The 14324-nt window shown below is 58.6% G+C and carries 13 protein-coding genes; all 13 read left to right on the top strand.

Annotated elements, in window-relative coordinates; genetic code table 11:
• Window positions 1-40: 40 nt before the first annotated feature.
• The 13 genes from aroC (at window position 41) to GC56T2_RS10710 (ending at window position 14292) form a co-directional block, all read left to right on the top strand.
• The gene (gene aroC / locus GC56T2_RS10770) at window positions 41-1207 is read left to right on the top strand and encodes a chorismate synthase (protein ID WP_033021220.1); all 1167 of its coding nucleotides are present in this window, start codon (window positions 41-43) and stop codon (window positions 1205-1207) included.
• A 2-nt stretch (window positions 1208-1209) separates the two neighbouring features.
• Window positions 1210-2310: a 3-dehydroquinate synthase gene (gene aroB, locus GC56T2_RS10765; protein WP_144975085.1), complete on the top strand. Its 1101-nt coding sequence runs from the start codon at window positions 1210-1212 to the stop codon at window positions 2308-2310.
• Complete coding sequence (aroH, locus tag GC56T2_RS10760) at window positions 2307-2699, top strand: chorismate mutase (RefSeq protein WP_033021225.1); 393 nt, start codon at window positions 2307-2309, stop codon at window positions 2697-2699. Before aroB ends, aroH begins: the two co-directional genes overlap by 4 nt.
• Before the next feature lie 381 nt (window positions 2700-3080).
• Window positions 3081-4607 (top strand): anthranilate synthase component I, encoded by a 1527-nt coding sequence (gene trpE, locus GC56T2_RS10755; protein ID WP_144975083.1) that lies wholly within the window; start codon window positions 3081-3083, stop codon window positions 4605-4607.
• Complete coding sequence (gene trpD, locus GC56T2_RS10750; RefSeq protein WP_144975081.1) at window positions 4601-5620, top strand: anthranilate phosphoribosyltransferase; 1020 nt, start codon at window positions 4601-4603, stop codon at window positions 5618-5620. The genes trpE and trpD overlap by 7 nt, the downstream gene beginning before the upstream one ends.
• Window positions 5613-6413, top strand: a complete 801-nt coding sequence (gene trpC / locus GC56T2_RS10745; RefSeq protein ID WP_144975079.1) for an indole-3-glycerol phosphate synthase TrpC — start codon at window positions 5613-5615, stop codon at window positions 6411-6413. The genes trpD and trpC overlap by 8 nt, the downstream gene beginning before the upstream one ends.
• Complete coding sequence (locus tag GC56T2_RS10740; RefSeq protein ID WP_144975077.1) at window positions 6376-7029, top strand: phosphoribosylanthranilate isomerase; 654 nt, start codon at window positions 6376-6378, stop codon at window positions 7027-7029. The genes trpC and GC56T2_RS10740 overlap by 38 nt, the downstream gene beginning before the upstream one ends.
• A 100-nt stretch (window positions 7030-7129) precedes the next feature.
• Window positions 7130-8344: a tryptophan synthase subunit beta gene (gene trpB / locus GC56T2_RS10735; RefSeq protein WP_144975075.1), complete on the top strand. Its 1215-nt coding sequence runs from the start codon at window positions 7130-7132 to the stop codon at window positions 8342-8344.
• Window positions 8322-9146 (top strand): tryptophan synthase subunit alpha, encoded by an 825-nt coding sequence (gene trpA / locus GC56T2_RS10730; RefSeq protein ID WP_144975073.1) that lies wholly within the window; start codon window positions 8322-8324, stop codon window positions 9144-9146. Before trpB ends, trpA begins: the two co-directional genes overlap by 23 nt.
• A 15-nt stretch (window positions 9147-9161) precedes the next feature.
• On the top strand, window positions 9162-10259 hold the full coding sequence (hisC, locus tag GC56T2_RS10725) for a histidinol-phosphate transaminase (protein WP_144975071.1): 1098 nt from the start codon (window positions 9162-9164) through the stop codon (window positions 10257-10259).
• Window positions 10260-10342: 83 nt separating this feature from the next.
• Window positions 10343-11446, top strand: coding sequence for a prephenate dehydrogenase (locus GC56T2_RS10720; RefSeq protein ID WP_144975069.1), 1104 nt, complete (start codon window positions 10343-10345; stop codon window positions 11444-11446).
• A 49-nt stretch (window positions 11447-11495) separates the two neighbouring features.
• Window positions 11496-12779, top strand: a complete 1284-nt coding sequence (gene aroA, locus GC56T2_RS10715; protein ID WP_033844948.1) for a 3-phosphoshikimate 1-carboxyvinyltransferase — start codon at window positions 11496-11498, stop codon at window positions 12777-12779.
• Window positions 12780-13035: 256 nt separating this feature from the next.
• Window positions 13036-14292 carry a tetratricopeptide repeat protein gene (locus tag GC56T2_RS10710; protein ID WP_144975067.1) on the top strand — a complete coding sequence of 419 codons (1257 nt, stop codon included), beginning with the start codon at window positions 13036-13038 and terminating at the stop codon, window positions 14290-14292.
• Window positions 14293-14324 lie beyond the last annotated feature (32 nt).

The following is a 14324-nucleotide window of genomic DNA, read 5'->3' as shown; positions in this document are numbered from 1 at the left end:
TTTACTTAAACGCGTTAAAGACCTGAAGGGAGAGACGAAGGTGCGGTATTTGACAGCAGGGGAATCGCACGGCCCGCAACTGACGGCCATTTTGGAAGGAGTGCCGGCCGGTCTAGAGCTGCGCGCCGAGCATATCAATCAAGAATTGGCGCGTCGGCAAAAAGGGTACGGGCGCGGCCGGCGCATGCAGATCGAAAAAGACGAAGTGAACATCACCGCCGGCGTCAGGCACGGCAAAACGCTCGGTTCGCCGATCGCGCTCGTCGTCGAGAATCGCGATTTTAAACATTGGCAAACGATTATGGCGGTTGAACCGGTGGATGACGAAGCGGAAGTGAAGCGGAAAGTGACGCGTCCGCGGCCGGGGCACGCCGATTTAAACGGCGCCCTGAAATACGGGCATCGCGATATGCGCAATGTGCTCGAGCGTTCGTCAGCGCGCGAAACGACCGTGCGTGTCGCCGCCGGGGCGGTGGCGAAGCGCATTTTGCAAGAGGTCGGCATCCGCGTCGCCGGCCATGTCATCGAAATCGGCGGCGTGCGCGCCAAGAAGCTTGATTATCGTTCGCTTGAGGAATTGCAGGCGGTGACGGAAGAGTCGCCGGTGCGCTGCTTTGACCCGGAGGCAGGGCAAAAAATGATGGAAGCGATCGATCAAGCGAAGAAAAACGGCGATTCGATCGGCGGCATCGTGGAAGTGATCGTTGAGGGCGTTCCGGCTGGAGTCGGCAGCTATGTCCATTACGACCGGAAGCTTGACGCCAAAATCGCCGCGGCGGTCGTCAGCATCAACGCGTTTAAAGGCGTTGAATTCGGAATCGGCTTTGAAGCGGCGCGCCGCCCGGGAAGCGAAGTGCACGATGAGATCGTTTGGAGCCCGGAAGAAGGCTTTTCGCGCCGCACCAACCGGGCGGGCGGCTTTGAAGGCGGGGTGACGACCGGGATGCCGATCGTCGTTCGCGGGGTGATGAAGCCGATCCCGACGCTGTATAAACCGCTGCAAAGCGTTGACATCGACACGAAAGAACCGTTTGCGGCCAGCATCGAACGGTCGGACAGCTGCGCCGTGCCGGCGGCGAGCGTCGTTGCCGAGGCGGTCGTTGCTTGGGAAGTGGCCGCAGCGATCGTGGCGCAATTCGGGCAGGATCGGATCGACTTGATCAAGGAAAACGTCGAGCGCGCCCGGCGTTACGCGAGGGAGTTTTGACGATGATCGAGCGAACGATCGAAACGGCGACGAAACAATATCCGCTTCTTTTAGGGGATGGCGCGGCCGGTGCGCTGCCAAGTTTGCTGCGGTCGCTCTCTTGCCCGCCTGGAACGAAGCTGCTGATGGTCACGGATGAGGTCGTTGCCTCGTTGTATTTGGATGAAGTGCGGTCGTTGCTCGTTGGCGCCGGTTATGATGCCTCGGCCTTTGTCATTCCGAGCGGCGAGGCGGCCAAGTCGTTTGAGAATTATTACGCCTGCCAAACGGCAGCGCTCGAGTTCGGCCTTGATCGCCGCTCGATCATTGTCGCGCTCGGCGGCGGCGTTGTCGGCGATTTGGCCGGATTTGTCGCCGCCACCTATATGCGGGGCATCCGCTACATCCAAATGCCGACGACATTGTTGGCCCATGACAGCGCCGTCGGCGGCAAGGTCGCCATCAACCACCCGCGCGGAAAAAATATGATCGGCGCTTTCCATCAGCCCGAGGCCGTAGTGTATGACACCGCGTTTTTGCGCACGCTGCCTGAGCGTGAACTCCGCTCCGGATTTGCCGAAGTCATCAAACATGCGCTCATCCGCGACCGCCGCTTTTACGAGTGGCTGCGCGCCGAAATCAAGACGTTGTCCGACTTGCGCGGCGAGAAGCTCGTTTATTGCATCGAAAAAGGCATTGACATTAAGGCGGCAATCGTGCGCGAAGATGAAAAAGAGACGGGGGTGCGCGCTCATTTGAACTTCGGCCATACGCTCGGCCATGCGCTAGAGAGCGAGTGCGGATACGGCGCGCTCACCCACGGGGAGGCCGTGGCGATCGGCATGTTGTTTGCCGTGCTAGTTAGCGAACGCTTCTACGGCTGCTCGTTTGCCGCTGAGCGCCTGGACGAGTGGCTGGCCGGATACGGCTTCCCGACCGCGCTGCCGCCAACGGTTCAGCCCGCCCGTCTGCTTGAACGAATGAAGGGCGACAAAAAGTCATACGCCGGGACGGTGAGAATGGTGCTGCTTCGCGCGATTGGCGACGTGGAAGTAGCCGAGCTGGAGGATGGCCGCCTGCTCGCATGGCTTGAGGAGTTTGTCCGACAGGGGGGAGGGCGATGATCCGCGGCATTCGCGGGGCGATCACGGTCGAACAAAACGAGGCGAACGAAATCGTAACGGCGACAGAAACGTTGTTGCGCGAGATGATCCGCGCCAATGATGTCGCCGCTGATCACGTGTCCTTCGTGCTCATTTCCGTCACCGATGATATCGATGCGGCGTTTCCGGCGCAGGCGCTGCGGCGAATTGACGGTTGGACGTATGTGCCGGTCATGTGTACAAGGGAAATTCCAGTGCCCGGCTCTTTGCCGCGCTGCATTCGCGTCATGATGACGGTGGCGACCGAGAAGCGGCAGCATGAGATCCACCATGTGTATTTGGGAGAGGCGGTCGGGCTGCGGCCCGACTTATCCGATCGTGAAAGCCGCTTCGGAGAATGTCAACGTTGACAGAAAAAACAGAAATGTAATATAGTGAAAATAACTTCTTTGCCCGCCTAGAAGGTCGGTGAAAAACCGCTGTCAACACCAAGCGGCGGCCTTTTCATTCAGAAAAGAAAGCTGATTCGGCCAGGTTTCTCTCATTGAGAAACGGATGGGATCAGTAGCACTTTACACGAAATCCCCGTCTTCTAGGCGCGGGCGGTGGAAGCAGAGCATGAGCAGAGAACGAGCGCAGGGTAGATGAGAATGAGCGAGTTTAGCCGAGGTGAGGTTGCTTTGATTGGCGATCATCTGCCCAAAGACGACCGTCTTTGGGCTTTTCTTTCCTCACATTTCGCCTCATAAACCCTCATTCTCCACCCGGCTGTCCGGAGGGGAGGAGAAGAGATGTCTACCGATGAGTTGGCCGCTTTTTTGGCGGACGCCGACAAGTTTCACACCATTCCGATTGTGCGCAAATTTTTGGCCGATGTCATCGAACCGCTTGGCGTGTTTCACAATTTGCGTGATGAAGCGGTGTTTTTGCTCGAAAGCAAAGATGATGAATCGCCGTGGGCGCGTTATTCCTTTATCGGTGTTTCTCCGTTTTTGACTCTTGAAAGCGAAACAGGGGAGACGTTTACAGTCAAGGACGAAACCGGCATGGAGCGCATGACGGCTCCGACGCTGAAAGAGGCGTTTCAGTGGGTCGAGCGGACGCTCGCTGTCAAGCCGCTTGTCGGGGTGGCACCGTTTGCTGGCGGCGCGGTCGGGTTTTTAGCCTATGATTTGATTTCTGCCATCGAAAAAGTGCCGCGCCATCGCCATCGCGATGTCGCCATGAAAGCCGCTTATTTCGTCTTTTGCGAGTCGCTGTTTGTCTTTGACCATCAAAAACGCGAACTTTCCCTCATTCACTACATTCGGTTGAACGGCGGGGAAACGAAACAAGAGCGAATCGAAGCGTACAGCGCCGCAAAGAAGCGGCTTGACGCCTTGGCGGCGAAAGCGGCAAGAGAGCAAAGCGAGCGGCTGCTGCTGCCGGCGGCGGAAGAAGTCAAAGACGCCGTTTCGTTTGCCGGGGTGGTGTCCAATTACGACAAAGATCAATTTTTGCGCGATGTTGAAAAAGTCAAGCAATATATCGCCGCCGGCGACGTGTTCCAAGCGGTGCTGTCGCAACGGTTTTCCGTGCCGGTGCAAGCGGGTGGATTTTCCATTTACCGCCTGCTCCGCCATATCAATCCGTCCCCGTACATGTTTTACTTTCGCATGGATGGAACGGAAATCGTCGGCAGCTCGCCGGAAAAGCTTATTCAAGTGCAAAAGCGGCGCGTCGAAATCGACCCGATCGCAGGGACAAGGCGGCGCGGCCGGACGCCGGAGGAAGATGCGGCGCTTGCCGATGAGCTGTATCGCGACCCGAAAGAGCGGGCCGAGCATTACATGCTCGTCGATTTAGCGCGCAACGATATCGGCCGCGTCGCGAAGTTCGGAACGGTCGAAACGCCGGTTTTGCTGGAGATTGGGAAGTTTTCGCATGTTATGCATTTGATTTCCAAAGTCGTCGGGGAGCTGAAGGACGACGTTCATCCGATCGATGCCCTGCTTGCCGCATTTCCGGCCGGGACGGTCAGCGGGGCGCCGAAAGTGCGGGCGATGCAAATTTTGCAGGAGCTCGAGCCGACTGCCCGCGGGCTGTACGCTGGGGCGATGGCTTACATCGGCTTTGACGGCAACATCGATTCTTGCATCGCTATTCGGACGGCGGTCGTCAAAGACGGCTGCGCTTACGTGCAGGCGGGCGCCGGGATCGTCGCTGACTCGATTCCGGAACTCGAATGGAAAGAAACGCGCAATAAAGCTAGCGCGTTACTAAAGGCGATCGAACAAGCGGAACGATTCGTTGTCAAGGGGGAGAGGACCGTATGCTAAAAGAGCTGCTTGGAAAGTGCGCAGAAGGACAAACGCTGACCGAAGCGGAAGCGTACGCGGCGATGAATGCGGTGATGGCGGGGGAGGCGACCGCCAGCCAAATCGCCAGTTTGTTGTCGATGTTGCGCGTGCGCGGGGAGACGGTGGATGAATTGGTCGGGTTTGTGCGGGCGATGCGCGATCGAATGACGGCCATTGACGCCGGTGATGAGGTCATTGACACGTGCGGCACAGGCGGAGACGGCGCGGCGACGTTCAACGTCTCTACCGCCGCCGCGATCGTCGTTTCTTCGCTCGGGGTCAAAGTGGCGAAGCACGGCAACCGCGCCGTCTCATCGAAAAGCGGCAGCGCCGATGTGTTGGAGCGGCTCGGCATCGATATCCAATCGTCGCCGGAGGCCGCCAAGCGGGCATTGGATCAAACAGGATTGGCGTTTTTGTTCGCTCCGCTGTATCATGCGGCGATGAAACACGCCGCTGGGCCGCGGAAGGAAATCGGCTTCCGCACGGTGTTCAACTTGATCGGCCCGCTGGCCAACCCGGCGCGCTGCAAGCGGCAAGTCATCGGCGTTTCCTCGACGCATTATGCGGAGAAGCTGGCCGAGACGATGCGCCGCCTTGGTTCCGAACACGTCTTGTTTGTCACCGGCCGCGATGGTCTCGATGAATGCAGCATTGCCGCGGAAACCGATGTCGTCGAACTGAAAAACGGCGAGATCCGCCGTTTCGTCATCGCCCCGGAAGATGCCGGTCTTCCGCGCGGCGCGCTCGCCGATGTGCAAGTCCGCAATCCGGAAGAAAGCGCCGCCCTGCTTCAGGCCGTTATGGAAGGGACGGCTCCAGCCAGCGCTGTAAACATGGTGGCATTGAATGCCGGCGCCGCTCTGTACGCCGCCGGCAAGGCCGAAACGATCGCCGCCGGGACGGCGATGGCAAGAGACGCCATTTTGTCCAAAACCGCCTACGCCCAGCTGGAGCGGCTGCGGACGAAGGAAGTGGTGCACGATGCTTGAACAAATCTTAGCGACGAAACGAAGCGAACTGGACACATTCGTATGGCCGGAACCGCTGCCACAACCGAAGCGCCGCTCGTTTGCGGCGGCGCTCCGACGGCCGCGGCGGGCGCTCGGGTTGATCGCCGAGGTGAAAAAAGCGTCGCCGTCAAAAGGGATCATCCGCGCCGATTTTGATCCGGTCGCCATCGCCAAAGCGTATGAGCGCGCCGGGGCCGACGCCATCAGCGTGCTGACGGATGAACGATATTTCCAAGGGCACCGCCGCTATTTGCAAGCGGTCAAAGAAGCGGTCGACATCCCGGTGCTGCGCAAAGATTTTATCATCGACCGACGGCAGGTGGAGGAAAGCGCCCGGCTTGGGGCCGATGCCATTTTGCTAATCGGCGAGGCTCTTTCTGTTGACGCGTTGGAGTCGCTTTATCGAGAAGCGTATGACCGTGGGCTGGAATGTTTGGTCGAAGTGCACGAGAAAGAAACGCTAGAGCGCGTGCTTGAACGGTTTACGCCCGAAGTGGTGGGCATTAACAACCGGAATTTGCGCACGTTTGTGACGACGCTTGAGGCGACCAAAACGCTTGCCCCGCTCATTCCGTCATCGTGCGTCATCGTCAGTGAAAGCGGGATCGGCTCTTACAGCGATGTAAAGACGGTGGAATCGTATGGGGCGCAGGCCATGCTCGTCGGTGAATCACTCATGCGCCAGCCGGATGTGGAGCGAGCGGTTTACCGGCTGTTTGGAGAGGGAGATGAGAATGATCCGCTTGAAATACTGCGGAAACCGATCCCGTGAGGACGTGCAGGCTTCCTTGGCAAGCGGGGCTGACTATCTCGGTTTTATTTTTGCTGAGAGCAGGCGGAAAGTGTTGCCCGCGGAAGTGAGATGTTGGCTCGACGGTCAGGCGCTCGGGGCGAAACAGCTTGTCGGCGTGTTTGTCAACGCCCCGGTCGAACGGATCGCGGCTGTCGTCCGCGAACTCCCGCTCCATATCATTCAATGCCACGGGCGGGAGGATCGAGCGGAGCTGGCCGCGGTGAAAGAGGCGGTGCGCCTCCCGGTCTGGAAGGCGATTCACCATGGTGACGGAGCGCTTGCAGCGATGAAACAGTATGCCGGCCTTGCCGATGGCTATGTCGTTGACAGCCGCGTCGCCGGCGCATGGGGGGGCACGGGCGTCACTTTCGATTGGGAGGCGGTGCCGCGTTATTTGGAAGAGGCGGCGCGCCAAGGCGTGCCGTGCTTTATCGCCGGCGGCATTACTCCGGACAATGTCGAACGGCTTGCGGCCTATCGTCCTGACGGCATCGACATCAGCAGCGGCATCGAAACAGACGGCCGCAAAGATCCGTCCAAGATGAAGCGAATCGAACACAAGGTCAGACGATGTTGCGGGGAAAAAGGGGAGTGACGGGGGCCCGTGCCGCGAGGCGAAACCGCGCCGTTGCGGCAACGGCCCGTTAGCAGGCAGCTTTTTTTCCGCCGACAAAAACGAAAAGAAGGTGGCTTCGATGAGGGAACACGTTCCAAATGAATACGGCCGATTCGGCGATTTCGGCGGTAAATTTGTTCCGGAGACGCTCATGCGTCCGCTTGAGGAACTGGAAGCAGAGCTTGACCGCGCGTTAGCCGACGAGTCGTTTCAGAGCGAATATGTGCGCATTTTGCACGAGTATTCCGGGCGGCCGACGCCGCTGACGTTCGCGCCGAATTTGACAGAATGGGCGGGCGGCGCGAAAATTTATTTAAAGCGCGAAGATTTAAACCACACGGGCGCCCATAAAATCAACAACGCCATCGGTCAAGCGCTTTTGGCGCGGCGGATGGGCAAAAAAAAGCTGATCGCCGAAACCGGCGCCGGGCAGCACGGGGTAGCGGCGGCGACCGTGGCCGCTCACTTCGGCTTGGATTGCATCGTCTTTATGGGGGAAGAGGACATAAAGCGGCAAGCGCTGAACGTGTTTCGCATGAAGCTGTTAGGCGCTGAAGTCGTGCCGGTGTCAAGCGGCAACCGGACGCTGAAAGACGCGACGAACGAGGCGATCCGCTACTGGGTCGCTCATTGCGATGACCACTTTTATATGATCGGTTCGGTCGTCGGTCCCCATCCATATCCGAAAATGGTGCGTGAATTTCAGCGCGTGATCGGCGATGAAGCGAAAGAACAGTTTCTCGCCCGCGAAGGAAAGCTTCCGGATGTGATCGTCGCCTGCGTCGGCGGCGGCAGCAACGCCATCGGCATGTTTTACCCGTTTTTGCAAGATGACGTCCGTCTCGTCGGTGTCGAGGCGGCCGGCAAAGGGATCGACACTCCGCACCATGCGGCGACCATTACCAAAGGGACGAAAGGAGTCATCCACGGGGCGATGACGTACTTGCTGCAGGATGAATACGGGCAAATTCTCGAACCGTATTCGATTTCCGCCGGCTTGGATTATCCCGGCGTCGGTCCGGAACACGCGTATTTGGCGAGCATTGGCCGCGTCGACTACGAAAGCGCGACCGATGCGGAAGCGATCGCCGCGTTCCAACTGCTGGCGCAAACAGAAGGGATCATTCCAGCGATCGAATCGGCCCACGCGGTGGCAAAAGCGGTTGAACTCGCCCGCCGGATGACCCCGGATGAGACGGTGCTCGTTTGCCTGTCGGGCCGCGGTGACAAAGATGTGCAGACGATGATGCATCATCTCGGTGGGAAGGAAGGTGAAGGCGTTGTTGTCCGTTAATCCGCCGCTCTTTATCCCGTTTCTTGTGGCCGGCGATCCGACCGCCGCTTTGACCGTCGACCTTGCGTTGGCGCTCCAAGACGCCGGGGCGGATGTCCTCGAGCTTGGCGTGCCGTACTCCGATCCGCTCGCCGATGGACCGACGATCCAGCGGGCTGCCGCTCGGGCGCTCGCCGGACAAATGACGCTGCCGAAAGCCATTCATCTCGTCGCCGAGATGCGAAAAAAAGGAGTCAAAATTCCGATTATCATCTTTACGTATTATAATCCTGTGTTACAATTAGGAGAAGAATCCTTTTTTGCTTTAGCGCGGGAAAATGGCGCCGACGGCGTGCTCATCCCTGATTTGCCGTTTGAGGAAAGCGCGCCGCTCCGTCGGCTTGGCGAGCGGTTTGGCCTGCCGCTCATTTCGCTCGTCGCTCCGACGTCGAAGCAGCGGATCGAGCGGATCGCTTCCGCGGCTGAAGGGTTTTTGTACTGCGTCTCTTCACTTGGCGTCACCGGTGTGCGCGAGACGCTGCCCGAGACGCTTGGCGATTTTCTCGGTGAAGTCAAGCGGCATAGCCGCGTGCCCGTTGTCGTTGGTTTTGGTGTTTCCACGCCCGAGCAAGTGGCGGTGCTCAAGCGCGAATGCGACGGCGTTGTCGTTGGCAGCGCGCTCGTCCAGAAAGTCGAACAGCTGCTTGAACGCCTGCAGGCTCCGGGGGAAAAGGAAGCGGCCATCGCTGAGTTTGCGGCCTATGCTCGCGCGCTCGCCGCGCCGCTGCGCGAACCGTGTTCTTCGCGCGAAAAGTTCCAATGAAGGAGTTGGCGATCGATGCAAGTCAAGGAATCGCTCCGGGGGCTTTCCCCGTACCAGCCGGGAAAATCCATCGAAGAAGTGAAGCGGGAGTACGGCCTTTCCGAAATTATTAAACTAGCTTCCAATGAGAATCCATACGGTTCGTCGCCGGTGGTGAAAGCGGCCATCGCCGCTGAGCTCGACCGCCTCGCCTTCTATCCGGACGGTTATGCCCGTGCGCTGCGTGAAAAAGTGGCGAAGCATCTCGGTGTCAAGGAAACACAGCTGCTGTTTGGCAACGGTTCGGATGAAGTCGTGCAAATCGTTTGCCGCGCCTTCCTGGAGCCGGGTGCGAACACGGTCATGGCGACGCCGACGTTCCCGCAGTACCGGCACAACGCCGTCATCGAACGGGCGGACGTGCGCGAAGTGCCGCTCGTTGACGGCCGGCACGATTTAGAGGCGATGCTGGCGGCCATCGATGACCATACGCGCATCGTGTGGATTTGCAATCCGAACAACCCGACCGGCACGTACGTGAACGAAACGGAGTTGCGCGCCTTTTTGGACCGTGTGCCGCCGCACGTGCTTGTCGTTTTGGACGAGGCGTACTATGAGTACGTCACAGCGGCCGATTATCCGCAGACCGTTCCGCTGTTGAACGAGTACGAACAGCTTGTCATTATGCGCACGTTCTCGAAAGCGTATGGGCTTGCCGCGCTCCGCGTCGGCTATGGCATCGCCAACGAGTCGCTCATTCGCGCCGTTGAACCGGCGCGCGAACCGTTTAACACCTCCACCATCGCCCAAGCTGCCGCCGTCGCCGCTCTTGACGATCAGGCGTTCATCCGCGCCTGCGTTGAGCGAAATCGGGCGGAGCTTGAGCGGTATTATCGCTTTTGCGAGGAGAACGGCCTGAAGTATTATCCGTCGCAAACGAACTTTTTGTTTATGGAGGTTGGAGTGGACGGCGATGAGGTGTTCCGCTACTTGCTTGAGCGGGGCGTGATCGTCCGCTCGGGGCGCGCGCTTGGCTTGCCGAACGGGGTGCGCATCACCGTCGGCACGAAAGAGCAAAACGATCGCGTGTTTACGCTTCTTTCGGAGATGCTGCGGGAAGCACAGCTCGCCTAGAGGCTTGATGGCGAACTTTCGGAAGAACATGCCTGCCGCTTTTTGAGGCGGCAGGCGCATGTTTACATAAGTAGGTGGGACGATTGGAAGGAAACGTGTTGATTGTCGGCCTTGGCTTGATTGGGGGATCGATGGCGCTCGCCATCAAAAAAGCGCATCCGGAGGCGGTGATCATTGGGTATGACATCGATGAGCGGCAGCTCGGCCTAGCCCGTTCGCTCAAAGTCATCGATGAGGCCGCCGGTTCATTGACCGAGGCATACGAACGGGCCGATTTGATCGTTTTGGCCGCCCCGGTCATGCAGACAGAGGCGCTGCTATCCTCGATGCCGCTTGAGCGGCTGAAGCCGGGCGTCATTGTGACGGATGTGGGCAGCACAAAGCGGCGCATCGTCGAACGGGCGCGCCGCCTGCTTGAACGCGGCGTAGCTTTCATCGGCGGCCACCCGATGGCCGGATCGCATAAAAGTGGGGTGGCGGCGGCTAGAGCTCATCTGTTCGAAAATGCGTTTTACATTTTGACGCCGACCGAAGAGGTGGCGGTGCAGCGGGTCGAAATCCTGAAACGATGGCTTTCCGGAACGAAGGCCCAGTTCGTCATCTTGACGCCCGAGGAACATGACCGCATCACCGGGGTCATCAGCCATTTTCCGCATTTGATCGCGGCGAGCCTTGTCCATCAGGCGCGCGAGTACGAGTGTGAAAATGCGCTTGTCAGCCGGCTGGCGGCCGGCGGCTTTCGCGATATCACTCGCATTGCGTCAAGCAATCCGGAAATGTGGCGCGATATCTTGATCCATAATAAGCAGGAGATGCTGACGTTGTTTGACCGATGGATGGCAGAGATGGAAAAGTTGCGTTCCTTTGTCGAAGAAGAAAACAGCCCGGCCATTTACCATTACTTTCTAGAAGCCAAGCAATTTCGCGACGGGCTGCCGGCGCGCACGAAAGGGGCGATCCCGTCCTTCTATGATCTGTACGTCGATGTGCCGGATTATCCGGGCGTCATTTCCGAGGTGACCGGCTACTTGGCGAAGGAAAACATCAGCATCACCAACATTCGCATTATTGAAACGCGCGAAGAAATTTACGGCGTGCTTCGCCTCAGCTTTCAAAGCGAGGAGGACCGGGCGCGGGCGAAAGCGTGCCTCGCCCAACATACGAGCTATGCCGCCTATGAGGGATAGCGCGATGCCGCCGATCAAGGCAACGATGAAAGATAGTGGAGGGGTTTTGATGCAGCTGCCAACGAACGTCTCAGCGCTCCGGGGCGCGATTGAAGTGCCCGGCGACAAGTCGGTTTCCCATCGCGCCGTCATGCTTGGCGCGCTTGCTTCCGGGCGGACGGTAATCGAACACTTTTTGCCCGGAGCGGATTGTTTGAGCACCATCGATTGTTTTCGCAAACTCGGCGTTGACATTCGCCAAGACGGGACGACCGTCGTTGTCGAAGGAGTCGGCCCCGGCGGGTTGCGCGAGCCGGCCGCGGTGCTCGATGTCGGCAACTCCGGGACGACGGCGCGCCTTTTGCTCGGCATTTTGGCCGGCCAGCCGTTTCACGCCTGCTTGGTCGGCGACGAATCGATCGCTAGGCGGCCGATGGGCCGGGTGACGAAGCCGCTGCGCGAGATGGGGGCGCACATTGACGGGCGCGAGGGAGGCAATTATACGCCGCTTTCCGTTCGCGGCGGCGCGCTCCGCCCCATTCATTACGCTTCGCCGGTGGCAAGCGCCCAAGTGAAATCGGCCGTCTTGCTTGCCGGCTTGTTCACAGACGGCGTGACATCGGTCACGGAACCGCACCGTTCGCGCGACCATACGGAGCGGATGATTCGGCTGTTTGGAGGCGGGGTGGACGTCGCCGGCTTCACCGTCTCCATAGCGGGTCCGCAGCGCTTAGAGGGGACGCGCGTTTACGTTCCCGGCGACATTTCATCGGCCGCCTTTTTCTTGGTCGCCGGCGCCATTGTGCCAAACAGTGAAATTACGCTGAAAAACGTCGGCTTCAATCCGACGCGGACCGGCATCCTCGACGTGCTTGCGCAAATGGGCGCGGATCTCGCCATTGACAACGTCCGCAACGAGGAGACCGAGCCGGTTGCCGACATAACGGTCCGCACGTCAACACTGCGGGCGGTCGATATTGGCGGCGATCTGATTCCAAGATTGATCGATGAAATCCCGATCATCGCTCTGCTCGCGACGCAAGCGGAAGGGACGACGGTCATTCGCGATGCTGCCGAGTTGAAGGTGAAAGAAACGAATCGGATCGATACGGTCGTGGCCGAGCTGAAAAAGCTTGGCGCCGACATTGAAGCGACCGATGACGGCATGATCATCCGCGGGAAAACGCCGCTGGTGGCCGATGACGCTGTAGTCGACAGCCACGGCGATCATCGGATCGGCATGATGCTCGCCATTGCTGCCTGCATCACGAAAGGCCGGGTCCGCCTTAACCGGAAAGAGGCGGTCGCCGTCTCTTACCCAACGTTTTTTGCCGATCTTCGTTCCTTGTTGTGACCGCCCCCCGCCTCGAGCGGGCGGGCGGTTCTATTTGGCGCTGTTCCCTCATATGTTGTCAATGAGAGGGCGGGCTTCTCCACTTCTTTTTTGAAAGCGGATACATGGCGATCGGTGAGCGGTTTGGTTGCCGAAACGGCCGTTGTCGATTATGATAATGGATGTTCCGGTTGGAACGGTACATAATTTGAACAAGCAAGGGGCCTCAGACCGAAGTGGATTCGCGCTCCTTGCTGCAGGAGAGGGCTGACGAAGCATGACACGCGTCGAACAGATCATTCGGCTTGTGGAAAACGGCCACATCGATCAAGCGCTGGCGCTCGTGCCGAAGGTGAAACAATACGGAAATGATGAGGAAAAGTATGCGCTTGCCGACTATTTGTACGGCTTAGGGATGCCGGAAGAAGCGAAAGAGCTGCTTGAAGAGCTCGCCGCCCGCTACCCGGATGATGGCGATATTCGCCTGTTTTTGGCTGAAGTGTATACGGAATTGGAAGCGGAAGACGATGCGCTTGCCATTTTGGCAGAGATTGGCGAGGACGATCCGCAGTTCGTGCGCGCCTGCTTGCTGGCTGCCGATTTGTACGAAATGCAGGGGCTGACGGAAGTGAGCGAGCGAAAGTTGCGCCAAGCCTATGAAAAAGCGCCTCATGAGCCAATCGTGCAATTTGCGCTCGCTGAGCTCTATTTTTCCCAAGGTGAGTACGCGAGAAGCGTGCCGCTTTATGAGCAAGTGCGGAAAACAGGAACGGAGCTGGCCGGCGTCTTGATCGCCGAGCGAATCGCTGAGGCGCTCAGCCGCTCAGGCGAATTCGAAGCCGCGCTTCCGTATTATCAAGAGGCGCTTCGGGAAAAAACGGACAGCCGGACGTTGTTCGCTTATGGGTTCACCGCCTTGCAGGCCGGCTATGCGCAAACGGCCATCGAGCAGTTTAGCGCCTTAAAGGCGCTCGACCCCGACTACAGCCCGCTTTACCTTCATCTAGCAAAAGCGTATGAGCAGGAAGGGCGGCTCGCCGAGAGCTATGAGACGGCGCTTGAGGGTATTGGTGTCGATGAATGGAATAAAGAGCTCCGCCTTTACGCCGGCAAACTGGCGCTCAAGCTCAACAAGCCGGAGGAAGCGGAGGAACACTTGAAAAAAGCGCTTGAGATCGATGGGGGCTACATCGAGGCGCTCATCGTTTTATCGGCGCTTTGGCGAAACGAACAGCGCTATGAGGAGGTCGTGTCGCTGTTGGAAGGGGCGATGGCCGACGGTGAGTACGACCCGCAGTTCGAATGGGATTTAGGGCGCGCCAAACACCGGCTTGAGCGGTATGAAGATGCATTAAACCATTACAATGAGGCATATAATTTCTTTAAACACGACATCGATTTTCTCGAAGAGTATGGATATTTTCTCATCGAAGAAGGAAATCGAGCGGCGGCGAGAGAAATATTTCAACAAATCGTTCGCCTCGACCCAACGCACACTGAGGCGGCTGACGTTCTGTTGGAACTGGAGGAGTAGGGGAGAAGCGGTGGCCCAACCTCTTTTTTGGA

It is taken from the genome of Geobacillus sp. C56-T2, assembly GCF_007829715.1.
GTDB classification, from domain to species: domain Bacteria; phylum Bacillota; class Bacilli; order Bacillales; family Anoxybacillaceae; genus Geobacillus; species Geobacillus icigianus.
Note: the sequence above shows the minus strand (reverse complement) of the source record. Positions and strands in the feature narration are given on the sequence as shown.

Excerpts from the sequence above, each read along its gene's own strand:
- aroB (WP_144975085.1), top strand. The coding sequence starts at position 1,210 with ATGATCGAGCGAACGATCGAAACGGCGACGAAACAATATCCGCTTCTT.
- aroH (WP_033021225.1), top strand. The coding sequence starts at position 2,307 with ATGATCCGCGGCATTCGCGGGGCGATCACGGTCGAACAAAACGAGGCG.
- trpE (WP_144975083.1), top strand. The coding sequence starts at position 3,081 with ATGTCTACCGATGAGTTGGCCGCTTTTTTGGCGGACGCCGACAAGTTT.
- trpD (WP_144975081.1), top strand. The coding sequence starts at position 4,601 with ATGCTAAAAGAGCTGCTTGGAAAGTGCGCAGAAGGACAAACGCTGACC.
- trpC (WP_144975079.1), top strand. The coding sequence starts at position 5,613 with ATGCTTGAACAAATCTTAGCGACGAAACGAAGCGAACTGGACACATTC.
- GC56T2_RS10740 (WP_144975077.1), top strand. The coding sequence starts at position 6,376 with ATGATCCGCTTGAAATACTGCGGAAACCGATCCCGTGAGGACGTGCAG.
- trpB (WP_144975075.1), top strand. The coding sequence starts at position 7,130 with ATGAGGGAACACGTTCCAAATGAATACGGCCGATTCGGCGATTTCGGC.
- hisC (WP_144975071.1), top strand. The coding sequence starts at position 9,162 with ATGCAAGTCAAGGAATCGCTCCGGGGGCTTTCCCCGTACCAGCCGGGA.
- aroA (WP_033844948.1), top strand. The coding sequence starts at position 11,496 with ATGCAGCTGCCAACGAACGTCTCAGCGCTCCGGGGCGCGATTGAAGTG.
- GC56T2_RS10710 (WP_144975067.1), top strand. The coding sequence starts at position 13,036 with ATGACACGCGTCGAACAGATCATTCGGCTTGTGGAAAACGGCCACATC.